The 12,751-nt window shown below is 59.3% G+C and carries 14 protein-coding genes, 1 tRNA gene and 3 pseudogenes; 13 read left to right on the top strand and 5 right to left on the bottom strand.

The genetic code is table 11. From position 1 onward, the window contains the following. From phnE to ACTG4B_RS11920, 3 genes are all read left to right on the top strand, one after another. Positions 1–1,152 (top strand): phosphonate ABC transporter, permease protein PhnE (gene phnE / locus ACTG4B_RS11930; protein ID WP_439155924.1); only part of this gene is annotated, 1,152 nt, incomplete at its 5' end. Then, on the top strand, positions 1,152–1,793 hold the full coding sequence (locus ACTG4B_RS11925) for an SDR family NAD(P)-dependent oxidoreductase (protein WP_439155923.1): 642 nt from the start codon (positions 1,152–1,154) through the stop codon (positions 1,791–1,793). The genes phnE and ACTG4B_RS11925, both read left to right, overlap by 1 nt. 2 nt (positions 1,794–1,795) lie before the next feature. Beyond that, the gene (locus ACTG4B_RS11920; RefSeq protein ID WP_439155922.1) at positions 1,796–2,413 is read left to right on the top strand and encodes a DapH/DapD/GlmU-related protein; all 618 of its coding nucleotides are present in this window, start codon (positions 1,796–1,798) and stop codon (positions 2,411–2,413) included. 92 nt (positions 2,414–2,505) lie between these two features. Here ACTG4B_RS11920 and ACTG4B_RS11915 read toward each other — a convergent pair. Then, positions 2,506–3,027: pseudogene (locus tag ACTG4B_RS11915) on the bottom strand (organoarsenical effux MFS transporter ArsJ); the annotation flags it as partial. 72 nt (positions 3,028–3,099) lie between these two features. Further along, positions 3,100–3,819 (bottom strand): phosphonate metabolism transcriptional regulator PhnF, encoded by a 720-nt coding sequence (gene phnF, locus ACTG4B_RS11910; RefSeq protein WP_439155921.1) that lies wholly within the window; start codon positions 3,817–3,819, stop codon positions 3,100–3,102. 81 nt (positions 3,820–3,900) lie between these two features. Here phnF and phnG point away from each other — a divergent pair, with 81 nt between their 5' ends. The 8 genes from phnG to phnN are packed head-to-tail and all read left to right on the top strand — an operon-like array spanning position 3,901 to position 9,200. After that, positions 3,901–4,356 (top strand): phosphonate C-P lyase system protein PhnG, encoded by a 456-nt coding sequence (gene phnG, locus ACTG4B_RS11905; protein ID WP_439155920.1) that lies wholly within the window; start codon positions 3,901–3,903, stop codon positions 4,354–4,356. Further along, positions 4,356–4,958, top strand: a complete 603-nt coding sequence (phnH, locus tag ACTG4B_RS11900) for a phosphonate C-P lyase system protein PhnH (protein ID WP_439155919.1) — start codon at positions 4,356–4,358, stop codon at positions 4,956–4,958. The genes phnG and phnH overlap by 1 nt, the downstream gene beginning before the upstream one ends. 1 nt (position 4,959) lies before the next feature. Then, a complete protein-coding gene (locus tag ACTG4B_RS11895; protein ID WP_439155918.1) occupies positions 4,960–6,138 on the top strand; it encodes a carbon-phosphorus lyase complex subunit PhnI in 1,179 nt (392 codons plus the stop codon). Further along, a complete protein-coding gene (locus tag ACTG4B_RS11890) occupies positions 6,135–6,335 on the top strand; it encodes a hypothetical protein (RefSeq protein ID WP_439155917.1) in 201 nt (66 codons plus the stop codon). Before ACTG4B_RS11895 ends, ACTG4B_RS11890 begins: the two co-directional genes overlap by 4 nt. Further along, the gene (locus tag ACTG4B_RS11885) at positions 6,332–7,189 is read left to right on the top strand and encodes an alpha-D-ribose 1-methylphosphonate 5-phosphate C-P-lyase PhnJ (RefSeq protein ID WP_439155916.1); all 858 of its coding nucleotides are present in this window, start codon (positions 6,332–6,334) and stop codon (positions 7,187–7,189) included. Before ACTG4B_RS11890 ends, ACTG4B_RS11885 begins: the two co-directional genes overlap by 4 nt. Continuing rightward, positions 7,186–7,956, top strand: coding sequence for a phosphonate C-P lyase system protein PhnK (gene phnK / locus ACTG4B_RS11880; protein WP_439155915.1), 771 nt, complete (start codon positions 7,186–7,188; stop codon positions 7,954–7,956). The genes ACTG4B_RS11885 and phnK overlap by 4 nt, the downstream gene beginning before the upstream one ends. 3 nt (positions 7,957–7,959) lie before the next feature. Beyond that, positions 7,960–8,643, top strand: coding sequence for a phosphonate C-P lyase system protein PhnL (phnL, locus tag ACTG4B_RS11875; protein WP_439155914.1), 684 nt, complete (start codon positions 7,960–7,962; stop codon positions 8,641–8,643). Further along, the gene (gene phnN / locus ACTG4B_RS11870; RefSeq protein ID WP_439155913.1) at positions 8,640–9,200 is read left to right on the top strand and encodes a phosphonate metabolism protein/1,5-bisphosphokinase (PRPP-forming) PhnN; all 561 of its coding nucleotides are present in this window, start codon (positions 8,640–8,642) and stop codon (positions 9,198–9,200) included. Before phnL ends, phnN begins: the two co-directional genes overlap by 4 nt. Here phnN and ACTG4B_RS11865 read toward each other — a convergent pair. Beyond that, positions 9,182–9,853, bottom strand: coding sequence for a DUF1045 domain-containing protein (locus tag ACTG4B_RS11865; protein ID WP_439155912.1), 672 nt, complete (start codon positions 9,851–9,853; stop codon positions 9,182–9,184). The genes phnN and ACTG4B_RS11865 overlap by 19 nt on opposite strands. Between ACTG4B_RS11865 and ACTG4B_RS11860 the strand changes: the two genes are divergently transcribed. Continuing rightward, positions 9,852–11,045 carry an alpha-D-ribose 1-methylphosphonate 5-triphosphate diphosphatase gene (locus tag ACTG4B_RS11860; protein WP_439155911.1) on the top strand — a complete coding sequence of 398 codons (1,194 nt, stop codon included), beginning with the start codon at positions 9,852–9,854 and terminating at the stop codon, positions 11,043–11,045. The two genes, ACTG4B_RS11865 and ACTG4B_RS11860, sit on opposite strands and share 2 nt — an antisense overlap. A gap of 108 nt (positions 11,046–11,153) precedes the next feature. Then, positions 11,154–11,926, top strand: a pseudogene (locus ACTG4B_RS11855) (PhnD/SsuA/transferrin family substrate-binding protein). A gap of 441 nt (positions 11,927–12,367) precedes the next feature. Here the strand turns inward: ACTG4B_RS11855 and ACTG4B_RS11850 are convergent. Further along, positions 12,368–12,544: pseudogene (locus tag ACTG4B_RS11850) on the bottom strand (DUF6538 domain-containing protein); the annotation flags it as partial. 95 nt (positions 12,545–12,639) lie between these two features. Further along, positions 12,640–12,714 (bottom strand) — tRNA-Thr (locus tag ACTG4B_RS11845). Positions 12,715–12,751: the final 37 nt, after the last annotated feature.

Below are 12,751 nucleotides of genomic sequence, written 5' to 3'. Positions count from 1 at the left end.
AACGCTGTGACGCTGGTCTCTGACAGTTGGTCCCACAAGGTGCATGTCACCCGCGAAAATCGTTCGGGCGAGATCACCTATGCCGTGGAGGGAGAACGCAAAGGCACCTACCCCGATGGCCAGCGCCCCGATTGGGTCAGCGGCGATGAGGTCATCACCATTGATCTTGGGGGCGAGCATGTCGTGCGATATCTGCCAGACAACCGGACCGAAATCGAAATTCCCGGATTTCAAATGATCGAGGTGCAGGCGGAAGGCCGCAGCCTGACAACGAACTTGCCAGATGACCTGCCCAACTGGATTTCCGCCTCCAACCGCCGTTTGGGGATCACAACACCCGAAGGCCGCATCACGTTGACCGGTGCCAGAACCGAGGTTTTCAATTATTTTCCCGGGTGGGAGCTGTTCTGGTTCACATTAGACAGCCCATACCACGGGCACGGCCTTGGCACGTTGTTGTTCGGCGAGCGTCTGGACCCCGCACGGTCAAACATCTCAGGCGCGATATCGGACTGGTGGAACAATGCCATGTGGCGTCACAAGGACGTCGCATGGGCCATAGGCGAGACGATCCTGATGGCCTTTCTCGGCACCATGGGCGCGGCGATCATCGCTTTGCCGCTGGCTTTTCTCGCCGCCAAGCGCTTCTCTCCGGTGATGGTATTGCGTGCCGCGACCCGCCGCCTGTTCGATTTCGTACGCGGGGTGGATGCCCTGATCTGGACGGTGGTCCTGGCCCGCGCTTTTGGCCCCGGTCCGCTCACCGGCGCGTTGGCGATCCTGATCACCGACACCGGCACATTCGGCAAGATTTTCTCCGAAGCGCTGGAAAACGTTGATCAGAAACAGATCGAGGGCGTGTCGTCGACCGGGGCCAAACCACTGCAACGGTATCGCTTTGGCGTGATCCCGCAGGTGGTGCCGGTGCTGCTGGCGCAAATCCTCTACTTCCTCGAATCCAACACCCGCTCTGCCACCATCATCGGCGCGATCACGGGTGGCGGCATCGGCCTGATGCTGACACAAGCGATCCAGACCCAGAAAGACTGGGAGGAAGTCGCCTATTACATCATGTTGATCATCGCCATGGTGATGTTCATGGATTGGTTCTCGGGATGGTTGCGCAGCAAGCTGATCGGGCGCAAGGACTGATGGCGCGGATCCTCGTGACAGGCAGTAACCGGGGGATTGGCGCGGCGCTTCTTCGCGCTGCCAAGTCCGCAGGACACACTCCGATTGGTACAACCAGAGACGCCCGGCGCGGTACGCTCGCGCTGGCGCTCGATGATCCAGAGGCGATTGCAGAGCAGCTGGCAGATATCGGCCCCTTGGATGTCCTGATCAACAGTGCAGGCGTCATCACGCCAGATCGCCAGTCTCCTTTAGACATGGATTTTGCAGGGTTCGCGCACACAATGGCCGTCAATACCATCGCCCCTTTGGCGGTTGCACAGGCTGTGATACACCGATTGCGGGAAAGCCCTGCGCCCAAAGTCCTGACAGTGTCATCCCAGATGGCGTGGTTGGGCTACCGCAAGGCAGACCGGATCGCCTATCGCGCCTCCAAAGCTGCGGTGAACAAGGTCATGCAAGGCTTGGCGACGGCGTTGGAACCCGAAGGCATCCCAGTGGTCTTGGTCGATCCCGGCTGGGTGCGCACGGACATGGGGGGAACAGAGGCCGAAGAAGACCCAGATGAGGTCGCCAAGGGCATCCTGGCCATCGTAGAGCGCCTGACGATCCAAGACACCGGAAAGTTCTTTCGCTTCACCGGCGAAGAACGCGCATTTTGACCATGCCGCGCCTTTCCGCTGATACCCCCTTCATTCACCCCAAGTGCGAGATCACAGACAGCACATTCGGGGCGTATGTCGAGATCGGCAAGGGTAGTCGTGTCGCGCATTCCGCTTTTGGGGATTACAGCTACTGCGACCGCTACGCCGATATGGCGAACGCTCAGATTGGCAAATTCGCCAATATCGCAGCCTTTGCCCGGATCGGAGCCACAGATCACCCGTTGCATACTGCCGCCTGTCACCATTTCCTCTATCGCTCTGCAGATTATTGGGATGACACAGAACGCGACGAAGCCTTCTTTGCGCATCGCCAATCACGCATCGCACATATCGGCCATGACACATGGATCGGGGCCGGCGCGATGATCAAACCCGCCGTGACACTGGGGCACGGCGCTGTTGTGGCCGCCGGTGCGGTGGTGACCAAAGACGTGGACCCTTACACCATCGTCGCGGGCACCCCGGCCAAACCGCTGCGCCTGCGCCAGCCGCGTGAGATTGCAGACCGCCTTATCGCGCTTGCATGGTGGGACTGGCCACACGATGCGCTGCGTGTGGCTCTGGACGATTTCCGAACGCTTGAAGCCGAAGCGTTTCTGAAAAAATATGGCGGATAGCCAAGGCCTGCCATGGTATACGTGCAAGACACCACCACACCGCAAGACCGCTTGTCGGCCTCTTGCGACCGTAAAAATCCAACCGTTGTGGCCGACGCTGTTCCCAGCATCAGCGGCAGTCCTCCGGCTTGACAGGTCAAACCCGACCGCGTGCCCGCCTGCATTTGCCATCCAGTAAAGGCCCAAATCCATCGTGACCCGCTTTGCCTTGGTGAAAGACAGGATCAGCCAGGAATAAAGAGACGCGTTCAGCGCGAAGATCGGCAATCCGACGATAAGCACGGGGGTAAGCCACATTTGCGGCTCTCCGGCGGTGACAGCCGCGCGTGTCAGCCTCGGACCGGTTCTTTGCCCGCAAGATGCGCGGCGCGTTGGCCTGAACAACGCCATAGAGGATCACCCAAAGGGCCATCATCGGCCCAATCATGAAGAACGCGGCGCGGTTGCCCTCAAGCGTGCCATCCGACTGCACCGCGTAGAAATAGACCGGGATGCCAACGAAGAACCAGACATCGCGGGCACCGCACGGACATACCGGTGCCGCGCCAGTTCACATTGGGAGATTTCGAAAACACTTCCGAAAATTTCGCGCCCTTGCGCCCTTTGGGCAGGCCAGGATCGCGGCCACGCCGCTTGCACCCTGCACAAGCATGCCAAAAGCGACCGAAGTGCCAATCGCCCAACCCTCACGCTTCAAGCGTCAGTGTGACACGATCACCTGCAAACCAGGTGCGACCGTATTCTACCGGTTGCCCGCGCTCGCATTGATTTACACCGGAAGACCTCAGCAGCGGATCGCCTTCGGAAACATGCAAAAGCAGCGCATGGGTTGCCGTGGCGCGGACTGCTGTCAAGCGGGTTGAGGCACGTGTATAGTCGTCGACCCCCGCAATACTCAAAGCTTGTGTGACGCTACTTGTGTCCTTCAATGCAGCGGCAATCCCCGGAAGCCTAAGGATCGGAAACAGGCTCTCAAATACGGCAATCGGCTGACCGTCTGCCAATGAAAGCCCATGATAGGCGAAAACCGGATCGCCTGCCTGAATTTGCAACGCCCGAGCCTCGCCAATCGTCGCAGCACGCTCGTCCAACGCAAGCACACGCTTTTCTGGCCTGCGGCCTGCTGCGATCAGGTTTTCATGAAAACGAACCCGATTTCCGATGGGATAGTCGGTTGGCGTGGCCGCGACAAAGGCCCCTGCACCGCGACGGGTACGCACCAGACCTTCCTTAACCAATACAGAAATCCCGTGGCGCACGGTGTGGCGGTTAACGCCGAAGCGGTCTGCCAGCGCGCCTTCGGTCGGCAGCTTGTCACCGGGGCTATAGCGCCCTTCGGCCACGTCGCTGCGCAATGCATTGGCGATTGCTTTCCAGATAGGGGTTTTGGCGGAACCGTCACGCAAGTTTCACAAATCTCTTCTGTCATGAGGGCATGAATATGATAAGATATGTATAGTTGTATAGGAAAGAGACAAATTGTCGAGATGAAAGACACTGTGAGCGAAAATAATCCCCGCAAGGCATGGATGGGTCTACTGGCCAAAGCGCCCGAAGGCCGTGTGGCCGCCCTTTTGGATGCTGAAATATCGCGCCCCGCTTTCACATGGCTGCGCGCACCAGAGATTGGCAGCACGATGGTGCGCGCGCGCGCGGGTGCCACCGGTGCCTCCTTCAATCTGGGCGAGATGACGATAACCCGCTGCGCTTTGACCTTGGAAACCGGCGAAGTCGGGCACAGCTATATCCAGGGGCGTCGCAAGGCAGATGCTGAGGTCGCCGCGCTGGTCGATGCGCTTATGCAAACCGCAATGGCAAGCAGACTGCGCGAGGCGGTTCTTGAGCCCCTGGAAGCCGGGATGACCGCGGCGAAAGCCACCCGCGCGGCCAAGGCAGCCGCGACAAAAGTTGATTTCTTCACCATGACCCGAGGAGACGACTGATGCAGGCAAGCACCCTCTCCGGCGGCTTTGCCGATCCAGCCATCGGGTCAGCCCACGCCTTTCGCAGTGTGATGGAGGCCATGGCGCGTCCGGGCACCATTCACGATATCGAAGGGGCAGCACCCCCGGCCCCTCTGTCGCCCGCGATGGGCACCGTTCTGCTGACGCTCTGCGATACGGAAACACCGGTGTATCTGGCTGGCGATATGGATTGCGGCGCGGTGCGGGCGTGGCTGTCTTTTCACACGGGCGCGCCTTTTGTTGGCCCCGCGCATTGTATGTTTGCGGTTGGCAAGTGGGACGCGCTCGCGCCGCTCGCGGTCTACCCGATCGGCACATCCGAATACCCCGACCGCTCGGCCACGCTCATCGTGGAATGTTCCGAGCTTGCCGCTTCAGGAGCAACATTGACGGGTCCTGGCATCAAGGATCAAGCAACGCTTTCCTTGCCAGACGTGGAGGCGTTTCAGGCCAACCGGACCCTGTTCCCACTGGGTCTGGATTTCATTCTTACCTGTGGTGCACGCCTCGCGGCTTTGCCCCGCTCGACCAAAGTTTCGCGCGCAAGTAGCGAAGCGGTAGCGCAAGAAGGAACATCCTGAAATGTATGTTGCAGTCAAAGGCGGAGAGCGGGCAATCGAGAATGCCCATGCCTGGCTCGCCGAAGAACGCCGGGGCAACACGGATATCGCAGAACTCGGCATCGCGCAAATCCGCGAGCAACTGAGCCTTGCCGTCAATCGTGTCATGGCCGAAGGCTCGCTTTATGATCCAGACCTTGCGGCACTTGCGATCAAGCAGGCACGGGGCGATCTGATCGAAGCGATCTTCCTTATTCGCGCCTATCGCACCACCCTGCCCCGCTTTGGCGCGTCCGAGCCTGTCGATACCGGCGCGATGGCCTGCGACAGACGCATCTCGGCCACCTTCAAGGACTTGCCCGGCGGGCAGGTTCTTGGGCCAACATTTGACTACACACACCGTTTGCTGGATTTCAAACTGGCCGCGGATGGCGAGGTGCCGCAGGCCGCGACGCGCGAAGCGAGCGACGCGCCTGTCCCCCATGTTACCAGCTTCTTGAACCGCGAAGGCCTGATCGAACAGGCGGGACCGGGCCTTGCGACGGCCGATGCGCCAGCCGATATCACGCGCGACGGCCTGCGCTTCAGCGCCGAAGATGCCCGCCGAGACCAGCAACCGTTCCGGGAGGACACGCCCCCTGACCTGACGCGTGAGCCGCTGGAATTTCCTGCCGCCCGTCCCCTGCGGCTGCAGGCGTTGGCCCGCGCCGACGAGGGCTTCACGCTGGGTCTCGCCTACTCCACCCAGCGCGGATATGCCCGCAACCACGCCTTCGTGGGCGAGTTGCGCATAGGCGCGGTGGCCGTCGAGATGGACATACCGGAACTGGGCTTTACCGTCGAGATTGGCGAGGTCACCCTGACTGAATGCGAGACCGTAAACCAGTTCACTGGCTCCAAGACTGAGCCGCCCCAATTCACCCGCGGCTACGGACTGGTCTTTGGCCAGACCGAGCGCAAGGCGATCTCCATGGCGCTGGTGGACCGGGCCATGCGATGGCAGGAATTGGGCGAGGATGACCAGGGGGCGCCGGCCCAGGACATCGAGTTCGTGCTGGCCCATGCCGACAATATTCAGGCGACGGGGTTCCTGGAACATATCAAACTGCCCCATTACGTCGATTTTCAGTCTGAATTGGAACTGGTGCGCAAGCTCCGCCGTGAGGCCGGGGCCGATCAGGTGCAGGAGGCCGCGGAATGACGTTAGTCGCCACAATCGCCGTCGTCGCCTCCGGCAAACCAACCACCACTTGGACCATCTCCCTTGAAGAGAATTGCCAGGACGACGGGAAAGGCGATGCATATCAGAACTGCGCCGGGATGATCACGAACGGCAACGAGCAGGTCACTGAAAAATTCCATCCTTCATCCTGCCAACGGACTGAGGCCTTTTTATGACTGATCAAGCCTACAATTTCGCTTACTTGGACGAGCAGACCAAACGCATGATCCGCCGTGCAATCCTCAAGGGGCTTGCCATTCCTGGCTATCAGGTGCCGTTCGCCTCGCGCGAGATGCCGATGCCTTATGGCTGGGGCACCGGTGGCGTGCAGGTGTCGGCGGCGGTGCTCACGCCCAAAGACACGTTCAAGGTGATCGACCAAGGGGCCGATGACACAACGAACGCGGTTTCGATCCGGACCTTCTTTCAACGCACAGCAGGGGTTGCGACGACCACCGTGACAGCCGACGCCACCGTGATCCAGACCCGGCACCGCATCCCCGAAGACGCCCTTAACGAGGGCCAGATCCTTGTCTATCAGGTGCCGATCCCCGAACCCTTGCGCTTTTTGGAACCGCGCGAGAGCGAGACCCGCAAGATGCACAGCCTTGAAGAATACGGGCTGATGCATGTGAAGCTATATGAGGATATCAGCCGCCACGGTCATATCGCGACCTCTTACGCCTATCCGGTCAAGGTCGAAGGTCGCTATGTGATGGACCCATCGCCGATCCCGAAATTCGACAATCCCAAGCTCGGCGATATGGCGGCGATCCAGCTTTTTGGCGCAGGACGCGAGCAGCGTATTTATGCGCTGCCCCCCTATACCCACGTGGTCAGCCTCGACTTTGAGGATCACCCGTTCGAGGCATCAAAGGCGGATCATCCCTGCGGGATGTGTGCCGCGACCGACAGCTACCTGGACGAGTTGATCATAGATGACGCAGGCGGGCGAATGTTTGTCTGCTCTGATACCGATTACTGCGAAGCCCGCCAAGCCGCAGGACATAAAGGAAAGGACGCAGCATGACACCTTTGCTCTCTGTTCAGGGCCTCACCAAGCGATATGGCGCGCATATCGGCTGCGCGGATGTGTCTTTCGATCTTTATCCCGGTGAGGTGATGGGGATCGTGGGCGAAAGCGGGTCAGGCAAATCCACCTTGCTCAATTGCATGGCAGGACATTTGGCCCCCGATGCAGGGCAGGTGGTGTTCGATACGCGCACCAATGGCCGGCGCGACACAATTACCATGTCAGAACCAGAGCGGCGGATGCTTGGTCGCACCGACTGGGCCTTTGTCCACCAGCACGCCCGTGACGGTCTGCGCATGGGCGTCAGCGCTGGCGGCAATGTGGGCGAGCGGTTGATGGCAGTGGGCGAGCGCCACTACGGCGACATCCGTGACAAGGCCACGGACTGGTTAGGCCGGGTCGAAATCGATGCGTCTCGTGTGGATGATCGCCCCACAACCTTTTCGGGCGGGATGCAGCAACGCCTGCAAATCGCCCGCAACCTTGTCACCGGACCGCGATTGGTGTTCATGGATGAACCCACCGGCGGCCTGGATGTGTCGGTTCAGGCGCGTCTGCTGGATCTGCTGCGCGGTCTTGTGCGCGACATGGGGCTGTCGGCGATCATCGTGACCCACGACCTGGCCGTTGTTCGCCTTTTGGCGGATCGGCTTATGGTGATGAAATCAGGCCGCGTGGTCGAGGCGGGCCTGACAGATCAGGTGCTGGACGATCCGCAAGACGCCTATAGCCAGCTTCTTGTCAGTTCCGTTTTGCAGGTATGAACCATGATAGATCTTAGAAACGTTTCCAAAACCTTTACCCTGCACAATCAGGGAAGTGCCGTGATCGAGGTAATCAGCGATGTGTCTTTCGCGGTTGCCCCTGGCGAATGCGTGGCGCTCACCGGGGCGTCTGGTGCTGGTAAATCCACGCTGATGCGGATGATCTACGGCAACTATCTGACGCAGGCGGGTGAAATTCGCATTGGCAATCTGGACATCGTGCAGGCCGAACCGCGCGACGTCATCAAATTGCGCCGTGATGTGCTGGGTTATGTCAGCCAGTTCCTGCGTGTGGTGCCGCGCGTCCCAACGCTTGATGTGGTTGCAGAGCCTCTGCGCGCTTTGGGAGTATCGGCAGACGACGCGCAGGACCGCGCCAGGGCGCTTTTGACCCAATTGAACATCCCCGCACGGCTCTGGTCTCTCTCACCCACAACCTTTTCGGGGGGCGAGCAGCAGCGCGTGAACATTGCCCGTGGTTTTGCCCATACCTACCCTGCGATGTTGCTGGATGAACCCACCGCGAGCCTTGACGCCGCGAACCGCGAGGTGGTGCTATCCCTGATCGAAGACGCCAAAGCGCGCGGCGCGGCCATCATCGGTATTTTCCATGACGAAGCGGCCCGTACCCGTGTCTGTGATCGCGAAATTGATGTCGGTCGCTTTACCCCGGGAATGGCCGCATGACGCTTGCCTTAAAGTCCGGGGGACGTCTCATCGCGGTTGTCGGCCCATCGGGTGTGGGCAAAGACAGCGTGATGGCAGGCCTTCACAGCGCCATCCCAAGTCTGCATGTGGTGCGCCGCGTCATCACGCGGGCACCCGAACTGGGCGGCGAGGATTACGATGCGGTGTCTGTGTCACAATTTGAAGCCTTGGTTGAAGATGGGGCTTTTGCCGTCCATTGGGGCGCGCACGGGCTGTATTATGGCATACCGATCACCGTGAATTACCAACTGGGCAAGGGCACCGATTGTCTTGTCAATTTCTCCCGCATGGCTCTGGCCCAGGCGGCAAAGATTTTCCCACGTTTCCTGGTTCTCAATATCACCGCAAAGCCGGAAACGCTTGCGTCTCGTCTGGCCACGCGGGGGCGTGAGACAGAAGAAGAGATCGCGAAACGCCTTGCGCAGGCTGAAAAGCCCTTGCCGGCTGGGCTGAATGTGATCCATCTCGCCAACGATGGCCCGTTGTCACGGACCGTCGCCCAAGGGGCGGCGCTGCTTCAACCGGCGAGCGTGTAGCGATGCAGCATCTCGAACCGCCCGTCTTCCCGCTCGCCACACAAGGCGATCTGGTCAAGGACAAAAGGCGCTGGCAAGTCGGCCAGATAACGCTGTGCCTGCTTGGCCCACGCGGGGATCTCTGCCTGGGGCAGACGTCCCGAAAGGGTCAGGTGAAACCGAAATTCCTCCATCACATAGGGATAGCCCCATTGCACCAGCAATGCGTCTTGCCGCGCGCTCAGACCAGCCGCGCGACGGCGCGCCAACTCCGGCTCCTCGGACGGTGCCCGAAATTCGTCAAGATCGCTGACGCAAGCCTGCGCAACCCGTTGCAAAGCGTCTGTTCCGCCCAGCGGTGTCAACGCCAGAAACCGGCCCAAGGTCATCAGCTGCAAACACTCGCAGATCGCAGGGGAAAGCGATGCCGCAAGGTCCGATGTGGCTTTTTCCAAATCCGTGATCGTCCGCGTGCCGACAAGGCGAAACGGGGGCTTCAATGTCCCATGGAACCCATACTTGCGTGGTGTCATCGTGATGTCACGCAAACCGGGCACATCAGGTTGACGCGCCTCACGGCCATGCACAACATCCCAACCGAGCCAAGACGCGCCGAAATCGGCCAAGGGTCCGTCGTGCGGCACATAGAAAATCGCAAATCGAGAGTATGACATGAATTCCCCTTTTCCCACGTCCTATCTGACAAAGGCTTGTGACAACGATGTGTCAAGCGACCTCTGTCTCGCCAATGCGCAGCTTGTGTTGGAGGATCAGGTGCTCACGGGTTCGGTGACAATCGAACAGGGCGTCATTTGTGATATTACTGAGGGGGATCGTGTTCCATCCGGTGCCTTGGATTGTGCTGGTGATCTCGTGATTCCCGGTCTTGTCGAACTGCATACAGACAACGTTGAACGCCATATCGAACCGCGGCCAGAGGTGGATTGGCCCCACCTTGCGGCCCTGATCGCCCACGATGCAGAGCTGGCGTCCACAGGCATCACGACGGTGTTTGATGCCATGCGGGTGGGGTCCATCCATAGCGGCAAGGGACGCTACATCGACTACGCCCGAAAACTGGCGGATGAACTCTTGGCAGCCCGCGCGCAAGGGTATTTCAAGATCAGTCATTTCCTCCATCTGCGGGCCGAAATCTGTTCAGAGACCCTGCTTGAGGAATTGGCGGCGTTCGGACCGTCTGACAGGGTCGGCATCGTCAGCCTGATGGATCACACGCCGGGCCAGCGCCAGTTCCGTGACCTGACCGCGCTGAAAACCTATGTCGCCAAGAAACGCGGAATGAACGACGCAGAGTTTGCCGAACATGTCGAGACACTGTTGCGCCTGCAAAAGCGCCTCGGGGCAAAGCATGAGGCGGGTGCCGTGAATGACGCCCGCCGTCTGGGTGCAGTTCTGGCCAGCCATGATGATACCACGGCCGATCATGTCGGAACCTCTGCGGGGAACGGCGTGGGTTTTGCCGAGTTTCCCACAACGGTTGAGGCCGCTGAAGCGTGCCGCAGCCACGGTATTGCCGTGATGATGGGCGCACCCAACCTGATCCGCGGCGGATCACATTCCGGCAATGTCGCGGCAGAGGCTCTCGCAAAGGCCGATCTTCTCGATATTGTCTCGTCAGACTACGTGCCCTCGGCGCTGCTCTTGTCGGCCTTCCACCTTGCAGATATCTGGAATGATCTGCCCCGCGCCATTGCTACAGCGACCAGCAACCCCGCAAAGGCCGTGCGGTTGCACGACCGTGGTGCTTTGAAAACAGGTTTGCGCGGTGATGTTCTGCGTGTGCGCAAAATCGACCAAACACCTCTGCTCCGCGGCGTCTGGAGCCAAGGCAACAAAGTTGGCTGAGGCCTAGAGAGTCTCGACCGCATCCGTCACAAAGCTTTCATGGAACTGTAGCGCCAGTGATACGCCCCCCCCATCATTCATCCAGATGAAAAAAACCCGGAGGGTGCTATGAAACTGAAATCCTTTTTGCTGGGTGTAAGCCTTGCCGCTGTGTCTGCCTTTGCAGCGACAGCAGAAACCTGGAAACTTGCCGTCACGGATGTTGAAGGCATGGAACGCCTGCAACTGGAATGGGGTCCGTTCAAGGAGGCGCTTGAAGTGGCCACCGGCGACACATTCGAATTCTATGCCGTAAACTCGCGCACGGCTGCGGCCGAGGCCCTGCGCGGTGAGACCGTGGATTTTGTGGTCTCTGGACCAGCGGAATATGTGGTTATCAACAAGCTGACCAATGCCACGCCGCTGATCGGCCTTGGTCGCCCCGATTATCACTGCGCCATTATCGTGCGCGCTGACAGCGGCATCAACGTCCCCGTGATCTGGTAGGTCGGTCGGTCGCCTTTGGCGATATCGGCTCAACCTCAAACATGCTTTGCCCGATGCAAGTGTTGGCTGATCATGGCGTCGATCCGGTCAACGACATTAAGCGAACACACACCTCGCGCAACATCGCTTTCGAAGCGTTGAACAACGGCGATATCGACGCGCTCGGCATGAATGCAGGCACTTTCACCGGCGTCCGCAACGGCCAGACAGAGCTGCCTTACGGCTTTTACAAGATGATTGCGCGTTCGGGCGATCTTCCCAACGACATGATCATGGCAGCCGCACATGTGCCATCCGAGGCGGCCAAAGCGGTGCGCGACGCGATCCTCGAAGGATTTGAGGTTGTTGACCTTCTGACGAAAGTCCTCGGCGGTTTTCTTAGGCTTGCCGTTTGAGACGTGATCTCGCTCCCAAAGATCAAAGAGAGCTGTCATGCTCACACCCTTTGCTGCAGCTTCAGATGCCCCCTTCGGCGCTTCCATGGTGGGGAACCGGCTAGCTCTTGGGTCAGGGCTGTAGTCACCTTGTGAACGTGCCTTCTGGAACTCATACCATTGACGCCATGCGTTGCTGAGTTCTTCGCAAAGCCGCTGTCGACTGAACGCATCCGCAGCAAGTCCTCGCTCAGAAAGTAAACGATCAGCATCGACGCCAAACCACTGTGCAAGACTATCTGGGTGACCTTCAATGCCGTTAAACTTTTCAGCCATCGCTTTCCAAAGCGCAGGCTCGCCCGGTTCATCTTCGACAATTTCGTTCATCGAACGGTAGTAATCGCCTGCGATGGCCACGAGTTGCTTGTGTGGAATTGAACTGGGCACAGCACGCAACGCTTGCCAGATCAACGCTTGCTTCCGGCTTTCTTCAGCGTGCCGTTCTTTCGCTTCTTCGGCATTCTTTGTGTGCAAAGACCGGCTGACCTCCGCCGTTCCAAAGATAGCGCGAAGGTCTGCAGGTGTCTTCTGGCGAAAATAGTACACGCCACTCTTCGGATTTTTGTGGGGTCGGGACATTTGCAAAACCATAGCGGTGTAGGACCTCGGTGTAGACCCAAGCATCTCTCAACGCACTGTTAGCACTTATATTTTTGATATTGAAAGAGAAAAGATGGTGCTGTGAGAGAGGATTGAACTCTCGACCTCACCCTTACCAAGGGTGTGCTCTGCCACTGAGCTACCACAGCATCCGTGAGGCGGGGAATTAGCGACAATTGCAACGTG

It is taken from the genome of Yoonia sp., from assembly GCF_965660735.1.
Classification (GTDB): domain Bacteria; phylum Pseudomonadota; class Alphaproteobacteria; order Rhodobacterales; family Rhodobacteraceae; genus Yoonia.
Note: the sequence above shows the minus strand (reverse complement) of the source record. Positions and strands in the feature narration are given on the sequence as shown.

Coding starts and splice junctions, on each gene's coding strand:
- ACTG4B_RS11925 (WP_439155923.1), top strand. CDS start 1,152: ATGGCGCGGATCCTCGTGACAGGCAGTAACCGGGGGATTGGCGCGGCG.
- ACTG4B_RS11920 (WP_439155922.1), top strand. CDS start 1,796: ATGCCGCGCCTTTCCGCTGATACCCCCTTCATTCACCCCAAGTGCGAG.
- phnG (WP_439155920.1), top strand. CDS start 3,901: ATGAAAGACACTGTGAGCGAAAATAATCCCCGCAAGGCATGGATGGGT.
- phnH (WP_439155919.1), top strand. CDS start 4,356: ATGCAGGCAAGCACCCTCTCCGGCGGCTTTGCCGATCCAGCCATCGGG.
- ACTG4B_RS11895 (WP_439155918.1), top strand. CDS start 4,960: ATGTATGTTGCAGTCAAAGGCGGAGAGCGGGCAATCGAGAATGCCCAT.
- ACTG4B_RS11890 (WP_439155917.1), top strand. CDS start 6,135: ATGACGTTAGTCGCCACAATCGCCGTCGTCGCCTCCGGCAAACCAACC.
- ACTG4B_RS11885 (WP_439155916.1), top strand. CDS start 6,332: ATGACTGATCAAGCCTACAATTTCGCTTACTTGGACGAGCAGACCAAA.
- phnK (WP_439155915.1), top strand. CDS start 7,186: ATGACACCTTTGCTCTCTGTTCAGGGCCTCACCAAGCGATATGGCGCG.
- phnL (WP_439155914.1), top strand. CDS start 7,960: ATGATAGATCTTAGAAACGTTTCCAAAACCTTTACCCTGCACAATCAG.
- phnN (WP_439155913.1), top strand. CDS start 8,640: ATGACGCTTGCCTTAAAGTCCGGGGGACGTCTCATCGCGGTTGTCGGC.
- ACTG4B_RS11860 (WP_439155911.1), top strand. CDS start 9,852: ATGAATTCCCCTTTTCCCACGTCCTATCTGACAAAGGCTTGTGACAAC.
- ACTG4B_RS11865 (WP_439155912.1), bottom strand. CDS start 9,853: ATGTCATACTCTCGATTTGCGATTTTCTATGTGCCGCACGACGGACCC.